The organism is Bacillus sp. FSL K6-0138 (assembly GCF_037982765.1).
Taxonomy (GTDB): Bacteria; Bacillota; Bacilli; order Bacillales; family Bacillaceae; genus Bacillus; species Bacillus glycinifermentans.
Genome location: NZ_CP150286.1, coordinates 4,078,853 through 4,103,698, shown reverse-complemented (window position 1 = coordinate 4,103,698; position 24,846 = coordinate 4,078,853). Strand labels below are relative to the sequence as shown.

The following is a 24,846-nucleotide window of genomic DNA, read 5'->3' as shown; positions in this document are numbered from 1 at the left end:
CCATTAGGAACAGGCCGGTCTTTTTTTTCCTTCAAGCATATGTTGTTCGATAAACTCGAGCAGCTTCCTGCTGGCATCGCCTTTTGAATACTCATTCCACTCATTTGAAAACCGTTTAACCTCTTCATGCGCATGGTGAAGGTTCTTTAATTCCTCAAGAAGCATGCCGCGGGTGATGCAGGCTTTCCCAGGGATCACCGCTTCATAGTCATCAATCAGTCCCCGCTTTTCATCATACTCCTTTAAATCATACGTATAAAAAAGCATCGGTTTATCCAGCAGGGCGTATTCGAAAGGGATCGAGGAATAATCCGATATCAGCACGTCGCTTGCATGCAGAAGATCCTTTAACGGAAGGTCTGAAACGTCCTTGATCATGCCTTCATATTCCTCAAGCCCTACATGTTCGCGGACAGCCGGGTGCAGCTTGACCCAAAGCAAAAATTCTCCCTTTAATTCTTCAGAGAGGTGCTCTTTTGAGAAAGGGAGTTTTACGCTTGTCATATTATAGTCTCTGTATGTCGGCGCATAAAGGATGACCTTTTGCCCCGAAGTTTCCAAAGGGCGTGTCTCAATTTTAAAATACTGATCAGTCAGGGGAACGCCTGTCCGCAATATCTGCTCATCCTTTACACCGAATGAGCGCCTGAAAATGTCTGCCATCTTCTCCGATCCGACAGCGATATAGTCAAATGAGGCGTATACTTTTTTAAACCTCTTCATATCTGCGGGCGTTCTGCGGCGGTTTCCGATATCCTCAAGGCCGAACTTCTTCAGCGCGCCGTTTGCATGCCAAATCTGGATGCACTTCGTCTGCGGCCGTTTGCAAAGCACGCTCGTCAGCAAAAAATAATTATCCGTAATCACGCATTTGCTTTTGAACATGCTGTAAACGGCCCGCATCAAATGAAAAGGATTTTTTTCATTTATGACGCATGATGAAACAGACGGGTATTCATTAGCAAGAGAAACCGCATGCCGGGTATACAGCACTTCCAATTCAAACGGACAGCCTGAGTCCTCATATTCATTTAGGAGCGCTCTTGCGTTATCCTGGAAGGAAACGAGAAGAACGGCTCTGTTTCGGGGCTTCACCCTTGCCAGCATAAAGCTGATCACCGAAAGGAAGCCGGAATAAAACATGACGAGCAAAGATCGTATATTCATGATTCAGCCTAATCTCTTTCTATGCATCGATTTGTTTTGACCGCTCTTTCACCTGTTCAGGATAGTAGCTCTGTTTTTGAACCTTTTCTTCTTTCAGAACAGTAAAAGCATATTTCGGGATATTGAGCATCCGTTTCCATCTTGAAGGGTTTGTCAAAAGCCGGTACAGCCATTCAAGGTTCAAGCGAATCAGGAAGTTCGGCGCGCGTTTTACCGTGCCGCTGAAAACGTCGAAACTTCCGCCAAGCCCGATTGCAATGGCCTGCGGAAACAGATGCTTATATTCATAAATAAACCTTTCCTGATGCGGATAGCCGAGAGCTACGAACACCATGTCAGGCTTGGCCTTCGCGATGCGTTTGGCCACCGCTTCTTTGTCCTTGGCATAGCCGTCTGAATAACCGACAATGCTGATGCCCGGGTATTCAGAAGAGATGCGGTCCACGACCGCTTGATTGACTTCTTTCTTCGCACCGTATAAAAAGATTCTTTTCTGTTTTTCGTTGGCGATCTTCAGCAGGTTGACAAACACATCATATCCCGCAATTCTTGATTTTAACCGGTTATTCGTCAGCTTTGACATCATCACGACGCCGATGCCGTCGGGCAGTATAAAATCCGCTGCTGACAAAACGTCGCAGTAGCTGCTGTCTTTCGCAGCTGCATATCCGATTTCTGGGTTGACGGTGGCGATATAAGCACCGACCCGCTGATTAATGTATGACTTCTCAAGATGATGCAAAAAGCCGGATAAATCGGCGTTTACATATGACAGGTTATAAATTCGCTCTGTTTGCAACATCGTCTCCTCCTTCCGATATAAAAGTCCAATTTATATTTAAACGAAATGAAAATGTCTAAGAAAAAAACAGCCCAAAAATTCCATCGGTCTAACGTATATTTTAACATAGATGATTCATAAAAGCTTAACAATATCTTTACAGCAGATTAAGATTTTTTACGCTGTCTTCAGACATCAGACGAAACGGGATGAATCTTAAAACAAAATTTGGAATTTCATTTGCTATTTACAATGCTTAACGTTTAATATGCAATGTGCTATAATAAATGATCAGTGAAGACATGCGGAAAAATTGTCTTTTTTTAGTGAAGAGTATACGTGTTTTTCGGATAGAGAAATTTCGGAAAGTTAATCATAGTTGTTTTTGAACGTTATAGATTAGGAAGGAGAGTACATTTAACATGAAGAAAGTCATCACATACGGAACGTTCGATTTATTGCATTGGGGACATATCAAATTATTGGAACGCGCCAAACAGTTGGGCGATTATCTTGTCGTAGCGATTTCTACGGACGAGTTCAACCTTCAAAAACAGAAAAAAGCTTATCATAGCTATGAGCACCGCAAGCTCATCCTGGAAACCATCCGCTACGTCGATGAAGTCATCCCGGAAAAAAGCTGGGATCAGAAAGTCCAGGATGTCATCGACCATGATATTGACGTTTTTGTCATGGGGGATGACTGGGAAGGAAAATTTGATTTCTTAAAAGAACACTGTGAGGTCGTCTATCTGCCGAGAACAGAAGGAATTTCGACGACAAAGATCAAAGAGGAAATCGCCGGCCTGTAATGGAAAGAGAAATAGAGTTCTTTCAAGAAGTACTTTTCCTGAAAAAGGAAAAGTACTTCTTGTAATTTTGAGCTTGTTTAGCTATATTTGTATTGCACAAATTCCTATGGATAGAGGAGAAAATAAATGAATATAAATCGTTTATTTAACTTTAAACGAACTGAAAAAGAGGAAGATATTCTTCAAAAACATGGTTTTCAGGTATTAAATAGAGATGCTTTAGAAGAGAAAAAAGAAGTGGCAGTAGTCGTTCCCGTCTACAATGCGGAAAAGTATCTCAAAGAAACGGTAGACTCGGTCATCAGACAAAATTTCGGTTTTCATCGCATATCTTTAATCTTGGTTGATGACTGTTCAACAGATCGTTCAAGGGAAATCCTGAACGAATATGCAGACCTTTATGGAAACATCACGGTCGTTCTTTTAGAAACCAATACCGGAACGCCGGCCCATCCGAGAAACCTGGGAATCGAATTGGCAAATGCGAAATACATCACGTTTCTTGATGCAGACGACTGGTTTGCCCCGAATGGAATTCTAAGTTTATATAAAATACTAGAAGAGAGTCAAGTCAACTACGCGGTAGGGAAAACCATACAGGTTGAAGCAGGCGGTCAAAAAATAATCGGCAAATATGAATCTGTGAAGAAAAGACTGAATGTTTCTCCGCTTTCGATTCCGCACATTTTTTATCATCTTGGCCCGCGCGCTAGAATGATGCGCCTCGATTTTATCAAGGAAAACAAGATCAGGTTTCCTGAAATGAAATTTGCGGAGGACAAGCAGTTTTTCATGGATGTTTTATTTAATTGCCGTGAAATTTCAACCACAACAGACCCTGTCTACTATCTGAACCGGCTGGATGAAAATAACGGTTCACTGACGAAACAGACAAATATTATAGAAAAAACAGACTCAAACATAGCCGTCATGAAATACGTTTTGAGTAAAAAACTGGACAAAGATATAGAGAAAATGGCTATCAACCGCCTGGTTGAATTCGATGCCATTACCCGTCTTTTTGACAGGCACCACTTCTTAAAGAGCGAAAGCAAAGAAGAGTATTATGAAAAGTTCAAAGAAATTCTGGGGATCTTAAAGAAAACAAAATACGATATTTCCGAAACGTTTTTCAAGCCGATGCATAAAATCGCCTTTGATCTATTGAAAGAAAAACGGTATGACGAGATCGAACAATTATTCCGCTGGTCGAAAAAGGAGCCTAATAAAAAAATCGTCATTAAAGGTGATACAGCTTACTATGAAGGCCCTTTAAAAGATGAAGCATATAAACTGATCGAAATACCGCTGTATGCAGAGGTAAACAGCCACGAATTTAACGATGATGTATTTGTCATGAATTTTTCCGCTTACGGCAAACAAAGAGTCAATATAAACGGAATACAGTTTCAGCACAGGGAAAAAGCCAATATTGATCATGATTTCAACGTGACTGCAGAAGATGACGGTTCCTACAGCCTGAAGCTGACCATTCAACAATTGGCTGACCTGCGCGCAGGTGGATATGTCATGTATCTTGTGTATAATGATTATGAAAGAATTAATTTAATAAAGGATACAGATGTTAAATCTGAGAAAGACATCAATCAAAAAACGTATATTTTTTATAAAACCGTAAAAGGCAATATTTCTTTGAAAATAAAGTGAAAAACGTTCTGCTAATTGGATTTGATAAAAGAGGAGTAGACTTATTTTATGGTTAATGCAGTTGCAATAAAATGCAATTTAATCGATCTAAAAATGAAAGATTGGCAGGTCCACCTCGTTTTCTCTTTTGAAAGCTCAGCCCCTGCTGAAGAAATTGGTCTGCTGGCAGTCAATCGGAAATCAAAGGAAGAGCTGCAGTTCCCCTGCGAAAAAGTGGGGGGATCAGAAGAACAGCGATACAAGACAGTCATCAATTTAGAGGACCTTTTAAGCCATGTCAGAGGGACGGGGTGTGTTGATTTCTATGCGACATATCGGATGACTGAGGACATGACTGACATCCTTCTGAAGAAAAGAATGAAGACAGAGTTTCAACCGATTGAACTTTCCTGGAAGCGGGATGATGAAGCAGGAGTTTTCTTCCTTCCGTATACGACCAAAAAAGGAAACTTTTCTTTGAAGGTTCTGACGAAAAAAGCCGTTGCTGAAGTTGAGCGTGTCGAATTAAATCCTGAAGGTGAATTGACGCTTAAGGGATATGCTTTTTTGCTTGACAGTGAAGGATTCGGCGTCAAGCAAAGACGGCTTGTGTTAAATGAAATCTCGGATTCAGAGGAAAAAAGGCTTTTCCAATTTCCTTTGGAAGAAGAAAAAAATGCCGGTTTTACCGTGCGAATCGGTCTTAAAAAGCTTTACGAAGAAAACGTTATGCCTGCCATGTTTCAGTTTCATATCGAATTTATAGGCAAAGACAAAGATCCCGAAACAGGCGAGGAAGTCGTTAAACGAAGCAAAGCGTTAATGCTGAAAGATAAAGCGAATCCGCAAAACAGCCAATTTACGATTCTCGAAACGGAAAAAGGCCCGGCGCGTTTTCATGTCTATCCGCAAAAGAAAAAGAGAATGATGCGCTTAAGAATGAATGATTATACATTTAAAACAAGGGCTGTTTATTTCGTCGTCGGGAAAAAGAACAGGGCTGTTTCCTTTTTCCGCAGAAGAAAAAATAAACTGAAGAAGAAAATAGACAGAGGCGTGAAAAAGGCATATTATTTCACCTTCGGACTTGCTGCAAAACTGCCCGTCAAAAAGAAGACCGTCATTTTTGAAAGCTTCGCCGGAAAGCAGTACAGCTGTAATCCGCGGGCGATTTACGAATATATGAAAGAGAACAAACCGGATTACGACATGTATTGGAGCGTAAATCCGGATTATACAGATATCTTTGAGGAAAAAGGCATTCCTTACATCAAAAGGTTTACCCTGAAGTGGCTGTTTGCCATGGCAAGAGCCGAATATTGGGTTGTAAACAGCCGCATGCCTTTATGGATTCCAAAGCCGAAGCACACGACATATCTTCAAACATGGCACGGCACGCCGCTAAAACGTCTTGCCGTCGATATGGATGAAGTCCATATGCCAGGCACCAACACGGAAAAATACAAAAAGAATTTCACGATGGAAGCATCAAAATGGGATTATCTAATCTCGCCGAACGCATACTCAACCGAGATCTTTGCCCGTGCATTCCAATTCAATAAAACGATGATCGAATCCGGCTATCCGAGAAACGATTTTCTCCATACGGACAACAATGCCGAAACGGTTCGCGCATTAAAAGAAAAAATGAAGCTGCCGGCTGACAAAAAAGTGATCATTTATGCGCCGACATGGCGGGATGATCAGTTTTATAAAAAGGGAAAATACAAATTTGACCTTGATTTGGATTTGGCGAAAATGAGGGAGGAAATCGGAGATGACTATGTGATCGTCCTCAGGATGCACTACTTGGTGGCTGAAAACTTCGACCTTGAGCCATACCAAGGGTTTGCATACGACTTCTCTTCATATGAGGACATCCGCGAGCTTTACATGGTATCCGATTTGCTGATCACGGACTACTCTTCCGTCTTCTTCGATTTTGCAAATTTGAAGCGGCCGATGATTTTCTTTGTTCCCGACATTGAGACATATCGCGATAAACTGCGCGGCTTCTACTTTGACTTCGAAAAAGAAGCTCCGGGCCCGCTCGTCAAAACGACGGACGCAGTCATCAAAAAAATCAGGGAAACGGAATCGCCGGACTACCGCCTGCCGGATATATTCGAGCCTTTCTATGAGAAGTTCTGTTATCTGGAGACGGGGAAATCGTCTGAGCGAGTTGTGGAGAAGGTTTTTGAATAGTTGAAACAAAAAGAGCCGTTGCATTTGCGATGGCTCTTTTGTCTATAACTAGGTAATTCCCCCCCTGTAAACTGTCCCATAATTGGTCTTAACTTTTAAATAGAATTATGTTATTATAGTTCCCATGTATAAATTCAAAGATATGAAAACATGTTTATTTTTCTTGGAAATCGATTTAATTCTGTAGGTTCTTGTGCAGTCAATTTTGAAGAGAGCATAAAAATTTATTTTTTTATAAATAATCAATTAAAGGGGATTATAATGAAGAAAAAAGTGAAAATAGCAAAAAGAAAAGTGAAATTTCTATTAGATCCATTTAGAACTTATAGAAATAATATTAACTTTAAACGTTCGGTCGATTATACTGTAAATTTTAAAAAAAATGATATCGATTCTAATATAATACTCTATGAATCATACCATGGCAAAGCTATGAATGACAATCCTTATGCATTATTTAAATTTTTAGTGAATGACGAGAAATATAAGAGATTTACTCATGTCTGGGCCTTAAATGATCAAGAGGACAACCCTTATGCCGAAAAGTACAAAAATTCAAAAAATGTAAAGTTTGTTAAAGTACATAGTGAAGAGTATATAAAGTATTTAACTAAAGCAAAATACTTAATTAATAATGTTACATTCCCTCCTTATTTCCAAAAAAAAGAGGGGCAGATATACGTTAACACTTGGCATGGAACCCCTCTAAAAACTCTCGGTAAAGATATGGAAGGCCCTATTGGGCAACATAAAAATATTCAAAGAAACTTTCTGCATTGTGATTATATTCTTTCACCTAATAAGTTTACTTCGGAAAAATTGATAGACTCGCATGACTTAAGAGGTCTGTATAACGGGGAAATCATTGAAGAGGGCTATCCAAGGATGGATTTAACTTTTGATACAGATAAAAACGAAATAAGAAAAACATTAGATAATATAATAGAGTTTGATCCAAATAAAAAAACTGTTCTTTATGCGCCAACGTGGAGAGGCGAGGTTGGAAATGTTTCCAATATTAATGAGGAGCTCATCAATCATATTACAGAGTTAAACGAGAAGCTTCCTAGTGATTATCAACTTATTCTAAAGGTACATACACTTTTATTTAAACACATCAAACATAATGAAGTATTGATGAAGAAATGTATTCCTGATTATATAGATACAAATGAATTATTATCAATTGTAGATATATTAATAACGGATTATTCAAGTATATTCTTTGATTACATGGCGACTAATAAACCCATCATTTATTTTATGTATGATAAAACACAGTATTTAAAAAAGCGTGGTATGTACCTGGATGTTAATACTCTGGCTGGCCCCATTTGTCAAACAACCGATGAAGTTGCAAAAAATGTAGAAAATATAGAGTATGTACAAAAAAAATATCACTCGATTTATCATGAAATGAATAAAAAATTTATAAAAAGAGTTGGAGATTCTACCGAAAAGGTAGTAAATATAATTTTTGATGAAAATAGAAAAAAAGATGATTGTATATTTGATGTTAAAGAGCCGGATAAGAAAAATATTTTAATTTATTGTGGAGGATTTCTCAATAACGGGATAACTTCTTCAGCTATTAATTTATTGAATAATATTGATTATGATAGGTACAATGTAGTCGTAATTGATAAGGGTTCCTATGACTCTGAGTCTTCTTACAATATAAATAGGTTAAATGAAAAAACTAAGAGAGTTTATCGAGTTGGAAGCATGAATTTAACAATCAAGGAATGGTACTTGCATGGTTTAATGAATCGAAGAGGATATACTGAAGAACTTGCAAGAAGAAACCCCGGGGAAATTTATCAAAGAGAAATCAATCGTATGCTGGGGAATGCAAAGATTGATATTGCAATTGATTTTAGTGGCTATGTACCTTTTTGGACAATGATAATGGCTTTTGGTGATTTCTCTAAGAAAAGCATATACCAACATAATGATATGTATGCAGAAACGAAAAAGAAGATAAATGGGAAATATAAGCATAAACAGAAGTTGGGTATTGTTTTTTCGCTCTATAAACTATTTGATAAAGTTGTGTCTGTTGCAAAACATACTAGGGATTTAAATGTCAAAAGCCTAGAAAAATATGTAGATTCAGAAAAATTGGTTTATGTGCATAATTCTCTGAATGTAGAAAAAATAATTAATGCTGTCGAAAAACATGACTTAACTATTCAAAAATTTGACGGAGAAGAGTATATTATTCAAAAGGAAGAAGTAAATGGAGGACTTTTGAGTATAAAAGGCATTAAAGTTCCTAATGAAAATGGAATCAATTTCGTCAATATGGGAAGATTATCGCCAGAAAAGGATCAAGAGAAATTAATTAAGGCATTTTATCAATTAGTTAATAAATATGACGATTTAGATATTAAACTTTATATTATTGGTGATGGAGTTTTAAAGGGGAAATTGACTGAATTAGTTAAAAGAATGGATATTGAAGGAAAAGTAATATTCACAGGACAATTGAAAAATCCATTTTATTTAATCAATAAAGCAGATTGCTTTGTTTTATCTTCAAATCATGAAGGTCAACCCATGGTATTGCTGGAAACTCTAGTTTTAAACAAACCTATTATTGCTACTGATATTGCCGGATCTAGGAGTATATTGGAAGATGGATACGGAATACTTGCTCAAAATAATATTCAAGGCCTTTTGATTGAAATGGAAAAATTCGTCATACAAAAAAGTTTCAAAGATAAAGTTTTAACAATAAAAGAAAGAATTAGTGGCCAAAATTGTAATCAAGCACTTTCTGAAATAAACGAATTACAAAAAGACCTTGATTATAAAAAGAAATATAAAAAATTTGACTACGAAAATTATAATATTCAGGCTATGCAAATGTTTTATAGGGAAGTTTGTTTTGAAGAAATTGAAATTCAATCTCAAAGTTTATCAGTCTGATCTTACACTAAAGCTATGCTATTAAATATAAAAGAAAACCCGAATGGAGATCGTAAATGTCTCATTCGGGTTTTTGAGATATTTTAAACAAACCACCGAATATGAAAAGGATACCATGACAATTCATCAGCATTTTTATTGGTAACCCCTAGAAGCTTTAGTCGTCCATTTGGTTGGACCTGCCAATATGCAGAGCTTGTATGAGACGAGACGTTTGTATATTGGAAGTTTCTATCAGGTGCTAAATCTTTTGGAAATTCGATATATTCACCAGCATTTCCGTTTGAAATACCTTTTATCGCACCTGATAGTTCCACTTCGTTTCCAATCCTTCTTATCCTAGGGATAGTGTCTTTGGCATATACTTTAGCGTTATTTAACAATTTAACATCATTATAAATATAGCCGGTATCGTCTTCTTCTTCATTTTTAACGGCTCTATCAAAATTATTTTGTGCTGAACTATTATGTTTAATTTCGTAAAGATGATTTATAGCTGCTTCAAGGTCTTTTATTAACATATACTCCAACGATTTTTCATTGTCTATATTTGTGTACTTTAAATTCAAATTATTAATATCTAACGGCTCATATATCAATTCCTTTTTAAAAGCGTCTTTATCGGTGCTTTTATAAAGGTATAAAAATAATTCATCAGAAGTTAATTTCACATTTTTGTCTAGCAGGTATTTATATGAGTTTCTCCAATGGATACCTATTGTACTTTCAGCATTCAGAAGTTTAGGTTTGTTAAACATAAGTGAAATCCAATTCAGAATGTTTTTATTAATGAATTGACTTGTTGATCTATAAGGGAAATGTGCTATTTTTAAATTTAATTTACCATTTATTTTTTGCTTCCCTTTATAATAAACATAATGATTTCCATTGCCGATCTTATAGTCAATATAGTGCTTCTTATCATGACAAATCATCGATTTGGCAGATTGGTATTTTTTTCTTCTGTATCTGATTTTATCTAAAATATTTTCGTTAAATGGAACATCTTTAAAATACACATATTCTAGTCTATCCATTTGATATACATTTCCTGGGATAATATTGTTTTTTATTTCATTGATATCACCATAAATAAACTCATCCGCATCTAAAAAAATTATTGCTTCAAAATTAAATTCATTTGAAATTCTAGCATATGCATCTGTAGTTTTTTTGTTTTGTTCAAATGAAGGGTCGTTGTCTTCCCAAAGGGTTATCGGTAATCCTTCTTTTGATAAATTCTCTAATATTTTTTTAGTGCCATCGTTCGGCCGATTAATAGAAATAAACATATGATCCAAGTATTTTAAATTATATCTAACGAATATTTCTATTATATCTGCCTCATTTTTAACCATTGTAAAAGAAACAATCTTTTTTTTATCATCCGTTCTTTTTTTTTGCATTTTAAGCAGCTCCTAGGTTTTTATTAGAAATGATATGTACTGGATTTTAATGGAGTACTGATCTTTTGAACTAATATTACTTACTATTCTAAACGAAAAAAAGAAATTAACAAGTTTTCGTAAAATTTTAAAAATTTTTATCTGAAGAGATTGTGAACAAATTTTATGACCAGCTAAACGAATAATAATCTTTTTCCCGCAAAAATAAATTATATGGTTGAATACCAATAATTAAAAAGTGGTCCTTAATGAAAAAAACCTTATGATCTGTTACAATAATGAGCGGTGCTTTTAAAAGTAAAGTTACATGCAAAAGCCCCAAATTTTAACCTAAGGAAGATTAGAATGAATGCATTGGTGAAGGTTCTAAAAGAGGTATTTTCTTCGCTTCCGCTGATTATGCGGCTTGCGGTTTATGAAACGAAGTCAAAGTATCAAATGAATTATTTGGGTGTTGTTTGGCAGTTTCTAAATCCGCTGATCCAGATTTTAGCTTATTGGTTTGTGTTTGGAACCGGAATTAAAGGCGCCAGGGCAGATGTTGACCATTACCCGTTTATTATTTGGATGCTTGCCGGCATCATTCCATGGTTTTTTATCAGCCCGACGATTCTTGATGGATCAAACAGTGTATATAAAAGAATTAACTTAGTGTCTAAAATGAATTTTCCGGTCAGCTCATTGCCTGCCGTTGTGATTGCTTCCAATTTATTCAGCTATTTAGCGATGACGTTCATCTATGTTTTAATACTTTTGGGAAGCGGGCATTTTCCAACGCTGCATTGGCTGCAATATTTTTATTATCTGTTCTGTATGCTCGCGTTTATGTTTTCGTTCAGTTTGCTTAATTCGACCATCAGCGTTTTAGTGAGGGATTATCAATTTTTGCTTCAGGCCGGGACAAGGCTGCTGTTTTTCCTGATGCCGATCTTTTGGGATGTGGCGCACAGCTTGGCGAACAGGCCGCATGTGTTGGCGGTCTTAAAATTAAATCCGCTTTTCTATATTATAGACGGCTTCAGAAACAGCTTTTTAAACGGGAATTGGTTTTTTGAAGATATAAACTATACCTTGTATTTCTGGATATTCACCTTGCTGTTATTGACGGTGGGCTCGATCCTGCATATGAAATTCAGGGACAAGTTTGTTGACTTTCTTTAATAAAGTAAGGAGATTATATGATGAAACTAAAAGTTTCGTTTCGAAATGTTTCAAAACAGTATCATCTGTACGAGAGACAGTCTGAAAAGATAAAAGCGCTGTTTTTGCCGGACAAAAATGATAAAGGGTTCTTTGCCGTGCGAAACGTCTCCTTTGATGTTTATGAAGGGGAGACCATCGGCTTTGTCGGAATCAACGGATCCGGAAAATCGACGATGTCGAATCTGCTGGCGAAGGTGATTCCTCCGACAACCGGTGAAATCGAGATGAATGGACAGCCGTCCCTGATCGCGATTTCTGCCGGGTTGAACAACCAGTTGAGCGGGAAGGACAACATCCGGCTTAAATGCTTGATGATGGGATTGACCAACAAAGAGATTGATGAGCTTTACGATAAAATCGTCGAGTTTGCCGATATCGGGGATTTCATCAATCAGCCTGTCAAAAGCTATTCAAGCGGGATGAAATCGCGCCTCGGTTTTGCGATCTCAGCCCATATTGATCCTGATATTTTAATTATTGATGAAGCATTGTCCGTCGGTGACCAGACGTTCTATCAAAAATGCGTCGACAGAATTAATGAATTTAAAGAGCGCGGAAAAACGATTTTCTTTGTCAGCCATTCGATCGGCCAAATCGAAAAAATGTGCGACCGCGTAGCCTGGATGCATTATGGCGAAATGCGCATGTTTGATGAGACCAAAAAGGTTGTCAAGGAATACAAAGCTTTTATAGACTGGTTCAATAAGCTGTCGAAAAAGGAAAAGAAAAAGTATCAAAAAGAACATATCGAAAGCCGGATGCGTGCTCAGGAAGAAGAGAAAACGGTCCGCCGTTATGAAAAAAAGAAGAAGCCTGAAACGATCGCAAATGTAATTCAAATTGCCGTTCTTACGGCACTGCTCATCGCAAGTGCGGCCGCGATGTTTGTCAACACCCCTTTGCGGACGGCTGCGTCATCAGGTGCGGAAACGAAAAAAATCGAAAAGCATCATGCTGAACAGAAAGCAGGGAATTTTACTGCGGTGAATCAGCCCGCATATGTGACGAATGATCGTCTTCAGACATACAGCGACAAAGAAATGAAACACAAAACGTCCGTTTCTTTGCCATTCGGAACAGCAGTGACGCTGGTGTCCCAAAATAAAAAACAGGTGAAGATTACGTTTAACGGAAAAAGCTATTTTGCTGTTAAAAATGGTATTTCTTTGGAGAAAAACTTTTCTCATGCCGGTTTGTCAGTGAATGCGTTTCAGCCGTACTTTACAGAAAAACATCGATCCTCATACGAATATTTTCTTTCGTTTCTAGGGAAAGACAAGGCAGTCTTGCAGTCAGGGCTTAGAGGAGAGGAAGTAAAAACGTTTGAGGACGGAAGAGACAGCTTCCATCTCGGTTATGAAAACGTCAGCTATGTGTTAGATGGCGGGAAGGCGGCGGAGGTTGTGTTTTATGATCTGCAGCCTGTCAGCCCGTCGTCGCTGCGGCTTCAAGAAGATCAGGTGACATTTGATAAGGATCAGAAGCGGTTTATCGTCAAAACAGATAAGCAGACGTTTATCGTCGACAATGAAAAGCATACGCTGAGCGTTATTCAGTAACATGAAAAACTGGCAGGATCTTCTTCCTGCCAGTTTTTGTTTTGCGCTGAATTAGATTTCTTCTTTGTTCAAGAGTCCTTCCATAAATGGAACAAGTTTTGATTTCAGCTCAGAATCCTGCATGGCGAATTCAAGCGTCGTTTGAATAAAGCCAAGCTTTTCACCGACGTCATATCGCTTGCCTTCAAAGTCGTATGCAAAAACGCGCTGAATTTCATTTAATTTTTGGATCGCGTCTGTCAGTTGAATTTCTCCGCCTGCTCCGACTTCCTGTTTTTCTAAATACATGAAGATTTCAGGAGTGAAGATGTAGCGGCCGAGGATCGCCAAATTGGAAGGGGCAGTTCCCGGTTTTGGTTTTTCAACAAAGTTCTTCACCTGGTATCGGCGTCCTTCTTTTGTGAGAGGATCGATGATTCCATAGCGGTGTGTTTCGTCTTCAGGCACCTGCTGAACGCCGATGATGGAAGAAAGGGTTTTCTCATATTCATCCATCAGCTGGCGCAGCCCAGGCGTTTCTGCCTGAACAATGTCATCCCCGAGCAAAACGGCAAAAGGCTCATTGCCGATGAAGTTGCGCGCACACCATACAGCATGTCCGAGTCCTTTTGGCTCTTTTTGTCTAATATAATGAATGTCAGCCATATTGGATGCTTTTTGAACCTTTTCAAGCAGTTCTTTTTTTCCTTTTTCTTCAAGGTTGCGTTCCAGTTCAGGCGCATGGTCAAAATGGTCTTCGATGGCGCGCTTTCCTTTACCGGTTACGATAATAATATCTTCAATACCGGAATCGATTGCCTCCTCAATTATGTACTGGATTGTCGGTTTGTCGACAATGGGAAGCATCTCTTTCGGCATTGCTTTCGTTGCCGGGAGAAAGCGGGTACCAAGCCCTGCCGCAGGTATAATGGCTTTTCTTACTTTTTTCATCAATAAAGCACCTTCCTTAATCTTTAAAGAATCTTTTTTGCAATGGTTTTCATGCTTTCTTTAAACTTTACCACAATTCGTGAGTTTTCACACGTATTAGCAGTATGAAGAAAGTCATTTGCTTATTCTTGACGAATGATGCAGCACAACAAGCATGTTATGATAAAATACAATCAATAATTGCGATAACGTATCGTCAGTGAAAAAGGAGAATATGCCGAAATGAAAAAACTTAAGATCATGACAGTATTCGGTACAAGACCTGAAGCGATTAAGATGGCTCCTCTTGTGCTCGAATTAAAAAAACACCCGGAGATTGAATCGTATGTAACGGTTACCGCACAGCACAGGCAGATGCTTGATCAGGTGCTTGACGCGTTTCATATTCGGCCTGATTTTGATTTGAATATCATGAAGGAACGGCAGACATTGGCCGACATCACGTCAAATGCGCTGACAAAACTTGACCGGCTTTTTCAAGAGATCAAACCTGATCTTGTACTTGTGCACGGTGATACGACGACCACGTTTGCAGGCAGCCTTGCCGCTTTTTATCACAGGATTTCAGTCGGCCATGTCGAAGCCGGATTAAGAACCGGGAACAAATATTCTCCATTTCCTGAGGAATTGAACCGCCAGCTGACAGGTGCGATTGCAGACTTTCATTTTGCGCCGACAAAGCAGGCGGAGGCCAATTTGTTAGCGGAAAATAAAAATGCAGATTCCATTTTCGTTACGGGAAATACAGCCATCGATGCCTTGAAAACAACGGTGCGGGAGGAATACTCGCATCCGCTTCTCGATCGGATGGATGGCAGCCGGATGATTCTGTTGACCGCGCACCGCCGCGAAAATTTAGGCGAGCCGATGGAAAACATGTTTCGGGCGATCAGGCGGATCACGGAAGAATTCGGAGACGTACAGGTTGTTTATCCGGTTCATTTAAATCCCATCGTCAGACAAGCTGCCGAGCTGCATTTCGGCGGTTCGGACAAGGTTCATTTAATTGAGCCGCTGGAGGTGATCGATTTTCATAATTTTGCTTCCAGAGCGCATTTCATTTTAACCGATTCCGGAGGTGTGCAGGAAGAAGCGCCTTCGCTCGGAAAACCTGTTCTCGTATTAAGGGATACGACAGAACGGCCTGAAGGCGTAAAAGCCGGAACATTAAAACTGGCCGGGACGAATGAAGAAGATGTATACGAGCTGACGAAGCAGCTGCTGAATGATCCTGATGAGTATCAAAGAATGTCAAAAGCGTCGAACCCATACGGTGACGGAAATGCGTCCAAGCGCATCGTAGCTGAGATTCTCTACCGGTTTGGCTATCGGACGGACAAGCCTCTTCCGTTTAATGAACATTAAAAACGAGCTCCGCATTTCGTGTGCGGAGCTCGTTTTGTTAATTGTTAAGCCCAAGGCTTTCTTTTAATTCTTTTGAAATCGATTCACGGTCGCTTTCGTAGACCTTATAGTAATAGATTCTGTTAATTTTGGTTCCCTGACCTTTAAGCTGGTGCTGCATGACATTGTTGCGCGCTGATTTGTAGTTTGACTGAATATCCCACATATCGTCAAACGTGAGATTTGTTTTCACGTTGTCTTCGATTACTTTAAACATATCGCCGAATTTCGTTACGGAAGAGATGTTCGCCCCTTTTTTGATGATGCCTTCAATGACCTGGCGCTGGCGTTCCTGTCTTCCGAAGTCGCCTTTTGGATCCTGTTTTCTCATCCGGGTGTAAGCAAGCGCTTCTTCCCCATTCAGCGTGATTTCGCCTTTCTTGAATGAATATCCGTCATAGCTGAAGGCAAACGTGCTGTTCACCGTAATTCCGCCGAGCGTATCGACAATATCTTTGAAGCTCTCCATATTCACTTTCACAAAGTAATCTACAGGCACGTCCAAAAAGTGTTCAACCGTGTCGACGGTCATTTGGGTTCCTCCGAAGGCATAGGAGTGGTTGATTTTGTCCATCTTTCCTTTGCCGATGATTTCGGTGTACGTATCACGCGGAATGCTCACCATTTCTGTTGTATTCGTTTTTGGATTCACCGTCATGTAGATAAGCGAGTCGGCCCGTCCTTTATCACCTTTCCTTTCGTCAACGCCCATGATTAAGACCGCGATTGGATCCTTGCTGTTGACGTCCACCTGCTTGTCCCGTTTATCAGACTTTCCGAGATCCTCATGAATGCTGGCGACGGTTGAGGCTGCTTTATTCCAAAGGTAGTATGCATAGCCGCCGGTACATAAAACGAATAAGCCAATAATCGTTAAAATAATGAAAAGGATTTTCCTTTTCTTTTTTCTTTTTTCAGCTCTCATCATTTTCCTCGCTTTAAAGTTTTTATAATCTGATTTGATTATAAATTTTAAAAATACTAGAAACAACTAATTTTTTCATATCTCTGGTTTTAATATTACAAGTAAATTAAATAGCACTTAAGAATGTTACAAAGAGCCGCATTCTTCTATAAAATTATAAATGTTTGTCGATAAAAAACAAGAGGTGATGAAAAATGAAGAAACTTGCGGCGTTTACGTTCTTTATGCTGCTCCTAGCCGGATGCGGCACTGCCGAACAGGCAAAGCAAGGCGAACAAACCGAGCAAACCAACCAAACCGACCAGGTTCAAACGGAGGACGGTACGTTCGTTGGACAGGCAGACTCTCATACGATTGAGGTGAAGATTAATAACGAGCCTGTCAGCTTAAACATTGTCGGTGACTACGAAGGTGACATCGATCAATTAAAAGACGGACAAAAAGTAAAAGTGACTTACAAAAAAGCCGAAAAAGGACAGCTTGAATTGAAAAAAATCGAAAGCGAGAAATAATTCAAGCCTGTCAATGAAGGGAGACATTTGGAGTCTTGAAAAAAACAAAGCAAGTGATGTTGTTTGCACTTATCATGATGTTGTTGATTACCCCTTCCGTTTCTTTCGCTGCGGATTCCATATCTGTCAAGCTGACCAACTATGTCGGCAATAAGACAAGTTTGGATATTTCAACCGCGGGATATTACAAAGTGACCGGCAGCAATGTCGCGGATACAAAACGATATGGCGGGGCAACGCGTTATGATACTGCAAACACCGTCGCTTCCAGCGAATGGAAAAACCCGTCTACTGTTATCGTCATGAACAAGGATGAGGAGCTTTTCAGAGATTCGCTCTCTGTCATTCCCTTGGCCAAAAAGTTAGATGCTCCGATACTGCTTTCTCAGCCGGACAAGCTTACATCAGCTACCGAAAGTGAAATCAAGAAATTAAATCCCGATAACATTTTGGTGATCGGCGGAGAGAAAAGCATTTCAAAAAGTGTCGAAAGCAAGCTGAAGAAATACGGAGCTACAAAAAGAATCAGCGGTAAGAACCGCTACGCATTATCAGAAAATATTGCAAAAGAGATGGGAAGCTATGATAAAGCGATTGTGGTAACAGGAAACGTTTATCAAGATGCGCTTGCCATTGCTCCTTATGCTGCTAAAAATGGGTACCCGATATTTTTGGCGGGTACGGATTATCTTCCTAATTATAAACTTCCTAAAAAAGTAATTGTGGTAGGAGGCACTTCAAGCGTCAGCAGCAAAGTAGAAAGCCAAATCAAAAAACAAGCCGATCAGATTACAAGAATTCCGGGCTCAACCAGATACGAGCTGTCTGCGAACATTATAAAATATTTAAACTTAAGCACTGACAAAGCAGTTGTTGTAAATGGCACTAAGTATGCAGACGTACTAATCGGCTCATCTATGGCAGCTAAACAAAACCGTCAGCTGCTGTTCGTCAAAAAAGATGAAGTGCCTTCAAACGCAAAATCCATATTTAAAGAAAAAGGGACGTATGCGTTTAATCTGATCGGAAGCACAAATTCGCTTTCAAGCAGCCTGCAAAGCAATCTGTCTAAGGAATTTTACTTAGTAGGCGGAAAATCTTATAACCTGAATGTCAGCAGCGGAAACATGAGTTTGAAAAATATCAGAACATTTGGAACCGCTGTTAAAATCCAGCCTGAAAAATACTCTACTTCAAACCGGATCAGCATTAACAACAAAGAATATTTAGGGACGGTCAATTTCACCGTGGAATCCGGAAAATACGTCAGACCAGTCAATGTTGATATTCCGTTTGAGGACTATTTAAAAGGGGTTGTGCCGAATGAAATGCCGGCAAGCTGGCCGTTAGAAGCGTTAAAAGCGCAGGCGGTAGCCGCTCGTACATATTCAGTCAGCAAAATCGGACAAACAGTTGCGGATACAACGGCGTTTCAGGTTTACGGCGGATACAGCTGGTCTTCAAACTCCAGCAAGGCTGTGGATCAAACGAAAGGAAAGGTTCTGAAATACAATGGCAGCCTGATCACTGCCGCCTATTCTTCAAGCAATGGCGGCTACACGGAAGCGAGCAGTGAGGTGTGGAGTTCAAAAGTTCCTTATCTGATTGCCCAAAAGGATTCCATGGATCCGCAAAACAGCTGGTCATTAACGCTGCCGAAAACACAAATTAATACCGGTTCTCTTAATATGAGCAGCGCCGACTCATGGTGGTCAAAAACGACAGAGGCGAATGCATCGCAGCTGAAAGGATTAAATAACTGGATCATTAAAAACAAAGAAACAAGTGCAGACGGCGTCAAAATTGCGGGCATCAGTTCCTTCTCCTTCAGCGGGAAAACACAAGGACAGCGCCCTAAGAATGCGTCGATCAAAGTCAATTACCTTGTGAAAAACGGATCAAAAGTGGCGAGTAAAACCGCAACGATTGATGTGTTAACGACGGATCTAAGAACGATGATAGGAGCTTCCGTTTTTAAAAGCACGTATGCGAGCGTGAAGGAAGAATCGAAACAGTTCGTCATTAGCGGAAAAGGATACGGCCACGGTATCGGCATGAGCCAATACGGAGCGAAAGCGAGAGCCGCGGCGGGGAATTCATATAGTTCTATTTTAAAATTCTATTATCCGGGGACGACGTTAACGAACTATTAAACTAACATTTTAAAGCGGAAACAGGAGGCAGCCTCGTCTCTTGTTTTCCTTTTTATTGCCGAATGATTTGAAATATTTGGAGGGGAAGATATTGCGATCATTATTAAAGGTCCTGACATTCAGCTTTTTAGGCCTTGTCCTATTTATACCTTCTGCGCTGGCAGACAATTCAGCAAACAGGATTTCCGGGAATACCCGCTATGCTACGGCAGTTGAGGCCTCTAAAAAGGGCTGGTCAACAGCCAGCACAGCAGTTATTGTAGGCGGGGATGCATATTCGGATGCGATTGCGGCCATCCCGTATGCTTATCAAAAAAATGCGCCTCTTTTATTAACAAATAAAACAAATCTTTCTTCGGAAACAAAAAACCGATTAAAAGAGTTAAAGACGAAGAATGTGGTGATTGTTGGAGGGACTCCTGCAGTATCGAACGGAGTAGCTACGCAAATTAAAAATTTGGGAATTTCGGTGAAACGCATTGCGGGAAGCACCCGGTATGAGACTGCAGCCAAAGTGGCCAACGCCATGTCAAGCACATCAAAAGCAGTTGTAGCAAACGGATTTGTATACCAAGATTCGATCGCTGTCATTCCATATGCGGCCCAAAACGGTTACCCTATTTTATTTACCAATGAAAAAACGTTAAACAGCGCTACTTCCGGAGCAATCAAAAGCAAAGGTATTAAACAAACGATTGTAGTCGGAGGAACAAACAGCATCAATGGCTCGCTGTATTCAAAGCTCCCGTCACCTACACGGATTACGGGAAAAAACAGATACGATCTCTCGGTTAATATTGCAAAGAAATTTGGTTTAAGTACGAGCAACACGTATATCACCAACGGCTTCCGTTTTCCTGATGCCGTCGTAGGAGCTGCCCTTGCTGCAAAACAAAACAAAGCGATCCTTCTGACAAATGGAGAAAATTTATCAAAGGAACCGAGAGCGTTCATCGGTGACAAAAATATTAAAACCTTCTCTGTAATAGGCGGAACGCCTTCTGTTGCTGCCAAAGTCGTCACTCAGCTTAAAAATCCGGCCGTCGGCAAAACGATCTTCATCGATCCGGGGCACGGTGACCAGGATCCTGGTGCAATCGGCAACGGCCTGCAGGAAAAGGATGTAAACCTGGATATCGCAAAACGGCTGAACAGCAAGCTGAACAGTGCGGGCGCTATTCCGGTGATGTCACGGTCAAACGATACGTTCTATTCGCTTGAAGAGCGGGTGAAAAAAGGAGCAAACGCGAACGCTGATCTGTTTATCAGCATTCATGCCAATTCAGCAGCCCCTTCAGTTGCCGGAACCGAAACATACTATGATGAAACGTATCAAAGCGCCAACAGCAAGCGGCTTGCCGAAGAAGTTCAGCCGCGGGTCGTCAGTGCGCTCGGAACAAAGGACAGAGGCGTTAAAACGGCGGGATTCTATGTGATTAAATATTCTAAAATGCCGAGCGTTCTAGTAGAAACGGCCTTTATCACGAATTCATCAGACGCGGGCAAACTAAAAAGCGCGACACTAAAAGATAAAGCGGCAAAAGGGATCAATGACGCCGTTTCTGCGTACTATAGATAGAAGACTTGAGAAGCCGATGTTTCGGCTTCTTTTTTTATGCCTTAAAATATAGTATGATAATTCCATTGATTCAAGAAAAAGGAGAGTCGATATCGCGGTTAACAAAAAATAAAAAGAATTTATAAAAAAATCACGCAATTAATATTCTTTAACAGGCCCTTTACATTGAGTTTACGTTCGTATGCTACACTGACGCAGAGATCACAAAGTACCAAACAAATCGTGAGGTGTATGTCAGTGAGCATGGACAAAAGCTTAAGAATGTATAATGAATATTCAAGCCAGCAAACCTATTCGTGCGCTCTATCTGAAAAAGCAGAACGTTATTTAAATGTAAAACGGGCAATGGATATCGTCCTTTCACTCATCGGACTCGCTCTTACACTGCCGGTGATCCTATTATTTTGTATCCTGATTTCTATAGAGACTCCGGGCTCTCCTTTATACCGCCAGGAACGCGTCGGCAAGGACGGAAAGCACTTTAAGCTGATCAAGCTGCGTTCCATGAGGATTGACGCTGAAAAGTCAGGGGCGAAATGGGCGGAGAAGGATGATCCGCGTATTACTGCGGTCGGATCTTTTATAAGAAGAACAAGAATCGACGAGCTTCCGCAGCTGATCAATGTGCTGGCGGGAGATATGAGCCTTGTCGGACCGAGGCCTGAAAGGCCGATGTTCACGGCGCAGTTTCATCATGAAATCCCGGGATTTAAAAACCGTTTAATTGTAAAGCCGGGGTTAACGGGGCTGGCGCAGGTAAACGGAGGCTATGACATCAGTCCGAGAGAAAAGCTGGTACATGATCTGTATTATATTCGAAATTTGACATTTCTTCTCGATTTGAAGGTTATGGTTAAAACAATTAAAGTAGTATTGACTGGTGAAGGAGCCAGATAATCCGCGAAAGTTAGGAAAAAGTTATGTCAACCATTACGAAACAAATTTTAAACGGTGCAAAATGGACAAGTGCCTCAACGTTGATCATCACGGTTATCCAGATTGTGCAATTTGCGCTGCTCGGCAATATGATGACAATCGCCGAATTCGGATTGGTCGGAATGCTGACGACCGTTACGGTGTTTACGCAAATCGTGCTTGACATGGGGTTCGGGGCCGCGCTGATTCAAAAAGAAACGGTCAATGAGCGTCAATTATCGACATTGTACTGGCTCAATATCATTACAGGGATCGCGCTGTTTGCCGGACTTTTTTTCCTGAGCCCGGTGATTGCGGGCTTCTATCAGCGGGATGAGCTTGTGCTGCTGATTCGCATATTGGCGGTGATGTTTTTGATCGCACCGGTCGGACAGCAATATCAATATTTGCTGCAAAAGGAACTGAGATTTCAAGTTCTCAGCAAAATCGAAGCCGGAGCAAATGCATTGTCTTTTGTTCTGCTGATCGTATTAATTATTCTGATCGATCCGATATTGGCCTACGTTTTGTCACAAGTTTTTCTAAATTCGTTTAAGGGTATCATGTTCTTTGCTGTATATTTAAAAAAATGGCGTCCTTCATTTGTTTTTGCGCCTTTGGAAGTAAAAGATTTTTTCTCTTTCGGCGCTTTTCAGCTTGCCACAAGGCTCGTCAACAGGCTTGGGGCAAATATTGACATGATTTTAATCGGCCGGTTTCTCGGCGCGGAGGCTTTGGGAATCTATAACTTGGCTTATCAGATTATTACGATTCCCGTGATGAGGATCAATCCGATCATTACAAGGGTCGCCTTTCCCGTCTTTTCCAAAAATCAAAGCGATAATACGACATTGCGGGAAGGCTTTCTGAATATGACGAAGCTTCTTGCGCTTGTGTCGTTTCCGCTTCTGATCGGGCTGACGACCGTATCTGACCTGTTTATCGACGTCGTGTTTGGAGAAAAGTGGCTTCCCGCTGTCCCAGTTCTTAACATTCTGGCAATTGTCGGTCTGCTCAGGGTTCTGATGAATCCGAACGGATCGGTTTTGCTGGCAAAGGGGAGAGCCGATCTGGCCTTTTATTGGGACAGCGGCATTCTCGTCCTTTACGGGCTGTCGCTTTATGCCGCTGTGCTGACAAAGGATTTAACGGTTGCCGCCTGGACGTACGCCGCCATCAGCCTGATCAACTTTTTTATCGGAAGGTGGCTCTTGAAATATGTCATCGAGCTGAAACTCGGGGATTATTTCAAGACAATCGGAAAACCGCTCGCCTTAACGGCGTTAATGGCCGTCGTCGCTTTCTTCTTGAGCGCGGGCACTAGACACCTGCTTCCGGAAGCTGTACTCCAGCTGGCCGTTTCGGTCGGAATCAGCGCAGTCTTCTACGGTTTTTTGGTCGGAAAGGTTTACCAGCGTGCTTTGAGAGCTCAATTTAGCAGAAAGGGCGGTTGATGTTGAAGGTACTTTGGATGACTAGCGTTTACCCCAGCAGCAGAAAGCCGGGGGAAGGGGTTTTTCATGAAACACAGGTGCAGGCATTGCGAAAGCTCGGCATCGATGTGACCGTGATTTGTCCGCTGCCTGTAAATCCTGCGCCTCTCAGGGTGCTGAAAAAACAATACCGGAGCATTCGCAACGTTCCTGATTATGAGGAGCGAAACGGAGTTTCCGTCTACAGGCCGCCTTATACTGCGCTGCCGGGACAGCTGAAATGGGCTCAGCCGCATCACCGGATGGCTAAATCGATTCTCCGCACAATCGAACAAAACGGCCTCCTTCCGGATGTCATCCATGCTCATTTTGCGATGCCTTCCGGAGGAGCGGCTGCCGTTGTATCGCAGAGGATCTCCATTCCATACGTCCTGACGCTGCATGGGAGCGATGTCAATATTTATCCTCATTACAGCCGAAGCGCATATCGGGCGTTTCTAACAGCGGTGCAGTCGGCGGCAGACGTTTTGGCCGTCAGCGATACGCTCAAGGACAAAGCAAAAGAGATGACAGGAGTTGAAGGCTCGGTGCTCCCGATCGGGGTCAGGCTTGACCGGTTCCAAAAGCCCTCCGCTTCAAAAGACGAATTGCGGGAGAAGCTCAATCTGCCAAAGGAACAGACGCTGCTCGTCTATATCGGCCGTCTCGTGAAGGAAAAAGGAGTGCTTGAGCTGGCAGAAGCCGTTCGGCAGCTTGACGGCAACTACAAAGCGGTTTTTATCGGTGACGGACAGGAAAAGAATGCGCTCAGGGAAAAAGCGGGAGAGAAAGCGATTTTGACGGGTCAAGTTGCGAATGAGCAAATAGCGGAATACCTTGCCGCATCAGACATTTTTGTTCTTCCTTCATATTCCGAGGGAATGCCGACCGTCGTCATTGAGGCGCTCGCCCTGAAGGTTCCGGTTTTGTGCACAGCGGTCGGAGGTGTGCCGGATTTGTTTGGAAAGCACCGGCATCTGCTTATAGAGCCCCGTTCTGTCCCCGATTTAAAGCGGGCGGTTCTCGGCTATACAGAAGAAGGAAAATGGCGGGAAAACATTGCAGAGGAGCTGTATCAGACAGTTCGCTCTCAATATGACGCCGGGCAGAACTCGGAAGCGCTCGCGAAGCGGTATGAGCGTATTTTGCACGCTGCCCGCCTTTGAAAAAGAAAGAAGCCGTTTAAAGCGGAAGCATTGCGTCCATGATGGAAAATATAGATAGAAACAATCATCGCCTAATAAA

At 40.9% G+C, this 24,846-nt stretch carries 18 protein-coding genes; 13 read left to right on the top strand and 5 right to left on the bottom strand.

Annotated elements, in window-relative coordinates; translation table 11 throughout:
* Positions 1-3 precede the first annotated feature (3 nt).
* Complete coding sequence (locus tag MHB78_RS21585; RefSeq protein WP_046130108.1) at positions 4-1,167, bottom strand: CDP-glycerol--glycerophosphate glycerophosphotransferase; 1,164 nt, start codon at positions 1,165-1,167, stop codon at positions 4-6.
* Between the two features lie 19 nt (positions 1,168-1,186).
* The gene (locus MHB78_RS21580; RefSeq protein WP_046130172.1) at positions 1,187-1,966 is read right to left on the bottom strand and encodes a WecB/TagA/CpsF family glycosyltransferase; all 780 of its coding nucleotides are present in this window, start codon (positions 1,964-1,966) and stop codon (positions 1,187-1,189) included.
* A 404-nt stretch (positions 1,967-2,370) separates the two neighbouring features.
* On the opposite strand from MHB78_RS21580, the gene tagD reads away from it, so the two are divergent.
* The 4 genes from tagD to MHB78_RS21560 all read left to right on the top strand — a co-directional run bounded on the left by tagD (position 2,371) and on the right by MHB78_RS21560 (position 9,543).
* Complete coding sequence (gene tagD, locus MHB78_RS21575; protein WP_023857183.1) at positions 2,371-2,760, top strand: glycerol-3-phosphate cytidylyltransferase; 390 nt, start codon at positions 2,371-2,373, stop codon at positions 2,758-2,760.
* Between the two features lie 126 nt (positions 2,761-2,886).
* The gene (locus MHB78_RS21570) at positions 2,887-4,428 is read left to right on the top strand and encodes a glycosyltransferase family 2 protein (protein ID WP_046130107.1); all 1,542 of its coding nucleotides are present in this window, start codon (positions 2,887-2,889) and stop codon (positions 4,426-4,428) included.
* A gap of 48 nt (positions 4,429-4,476) precedes the next feature.
* Positions 4,477-6,612 carry a CDP-glycerol glycerophosphotransferase family protein gene (locus tag MHB78_RS21565; protein WP_046130106.1) on the top strand — a complete coding sequence of 712 codons (2,136 nt, stop codon included), beginning with the start codon at positions 4,477-4,479 and terminating at the stop codon, positions 6,610-6,612.
* Between the two features lie 261 nt (positions 6,613-6,873).
* Positions 6,874-9,543, top strand: a complete 2,670-nt coding sequence (locus MHB78_RS21560; protein WP_046130171.1) for a glycosyltransferase — start codon at positions 6,874-6,876, stop codon at positions 9,541-9,543.
* 83 nt (positions 9,544-9,626) lie between these two features.
* Here MHB78_RS21560 and MHB78_RS21555 read toward each other — a convergent pair whose 3' ends face one another.
* The gene (locus MHB78_RS21555; RefSeq protein ID WP_231947401.1) at positions 9,627-10,949 is read right to left on the bottom strand and encodes a glycosyltransferase family 2 protein; all 1,323 of its coding nucleotides are present in this window, start codon (positions 10,947-10,949) and stop codon (positions 9,627-9,629) included.
* 345 nt (positions 10,950-11,294) lie between these two features.
* Between MHB78_RS21555 and MHB78_RS21550 the strand changes: the two genes are divergently transcribed.
* Together MHB78_RS21550 and tagH are read left to right on the top strand one after the other, a co-directional pair.
* Positions 11,295-12,110 carry an ABC transporter permease gene (locus tag MHB78_RS21550; RefSeq protein WP_046130105.1) on the top strand — a complete coding sequence of 272 codons (816 nt, stop codon included), beginning with the start codon at positions 11,295-11,297 and terminating at the stop codon, positions 12,108-12,110.
* Between the two features lie 20 nt (positions 12,111-12,130).
* Positions 12,131-13,711 carry a teichoic acids export ABC transporter ATP-binding subunit TagH gene (gene tagH / locus MHB78_RS21545; RefSeq protein ID WP_046130104.1) on the top strand — a complete coding sequence of 527 codons (1,581 nt, stop codon included), beginning with the start codon at positions 12,131-12,133 and terminating at the stop codon, positions 13,709-13,711.
* A gap of 51 nt (positions 13,712-13,762) precedes the next feature.
* Here tagH and galU read toward each other — a convergent pair whose 3' ends face one another.
* Entirely contained in the window at positions 13,763-14,641 is an 879-nt protein-coding gene (galU, locus tag MHB78_RS21540; protein ID WP_046130168.1) for a UTP--glucose-1-phosphate uridylyltransferase GalU, read from the bottom strand.
* Positions 14,642-14,863: 222 nt separating this feature from the next.
* On the opposite strand from galU, the gene wecB reads away from it, so the two are divergent.
* Complete coding sequence (wecB, locus tag MHB78_RS21535) at positions 14,864-16,006, top strand: UDP-N-acetylglucosamine 2-epimerase (non-hydrolyzing) (RefSeq protein ID WP_046130103.1); 1,143 nt, start codon at positions 14,864-14,866, stop codon at positions 16,004-16,006.
* Between the two features lie 37 nt (positions 16,007-16,043).
* Here wecB and MHB78_RS21530 read toward each other — a convergent pair whose 3' ends face one another.
* Positions 16,044-16,970, bottom strand: a complete 927-nt coding sequence (locus MHB78_RS21530) for a LytR family transcriptional regulator (RefSeq protein ID WP_046130102.1) — start codon at positions 16,968-16,970, stop codon at positions 16,044-16,046.
* A 194-nt stretch (positions 16,971-17,164) separates the two neighbouring features.
* Here MHB78_RS21530 and MHB78_RS21525 point away from each other — a divergent pair, with 194 nt between their 5' ends.
* The 6 genes from MHB78_RS21525 (at position 17,165) to MHB78_RS21500 (ending at position 24,767) form a co-directional block, all read left to right on the top strand.
* On the top strand, positions 17,165-17,482 hold the full coding sequence (locus MHB78_RS21525; protein ID WP_046130101.1) for a DUF3221 domain-containing protein: 318 nt from the start codon (positions 17,165-17,167) through the stop codon (positions 17,480-17,482).
* A gap of 35 nt (positions 17,483-17,517) precedes the next feature.
* Entirely contained in the window at positions 17,518-19,635 is a 2,118-nt protein-coding gene (locus MHB78_RS21520) for a SpoIID/LytB domain-containing protein (protein ID WP_046130100.1), read from the top strand.
* A gap of 91 nt (positions 19,636-19,726) precedes the next feature.
* Complete coding sequence (locus MHB78_RS21515) at positions 19,727-21,214, top strand: N-acetylmuramoyl-L-alanine amidase (RefSeq protein ID WP_046130167.1); 1,488 nt, start codon at positions 19,727-19,729, stop codon at positions 21,212-21,214.
* A 237-nt stretch (positions 21,215-21,451) separates the two neighbouring features.
* Positions 21,452-22,111 carry a sugar transferase gene (locus MHB78_RS21510; protein WP_046130099.1) on the top strand — a complete coding sequence of 220 codons (660 nt, stop codon included), beginning with the start codon at positions 21,452-21,454 and terminating at the stop codon, positions 22,109-22,111.
* A gap of 23 nt (positions 22,112-22,134) precedes the next feature.
* Positions 22,135-23,583 carry an MOP flippase family protein gene (locus MHB78_RS21505; protein ID WP_046130098.1) on the top strand — a complete coding sequence of 483 codons (1,449 nt, stop codon included), beginning with the start codon at positions 22,135-22,137 and terminating at the stop codon, positions 23,581-23,583.
* 2 nt (positions 23,584-23,585) lie between these two features.
* Positions 23,586-24,767, top strand: coding sequence for a glycosyltransferase family 4 protein (locus tag MHB78_RS21500; protein WP_046130166.1), 1,182 nt, complete (start codon positions 23,586-23,588; stop codon positions 24,765-24,767).
* Positions 24,768-24,846 lie beyond the last annotated feature (79 nt).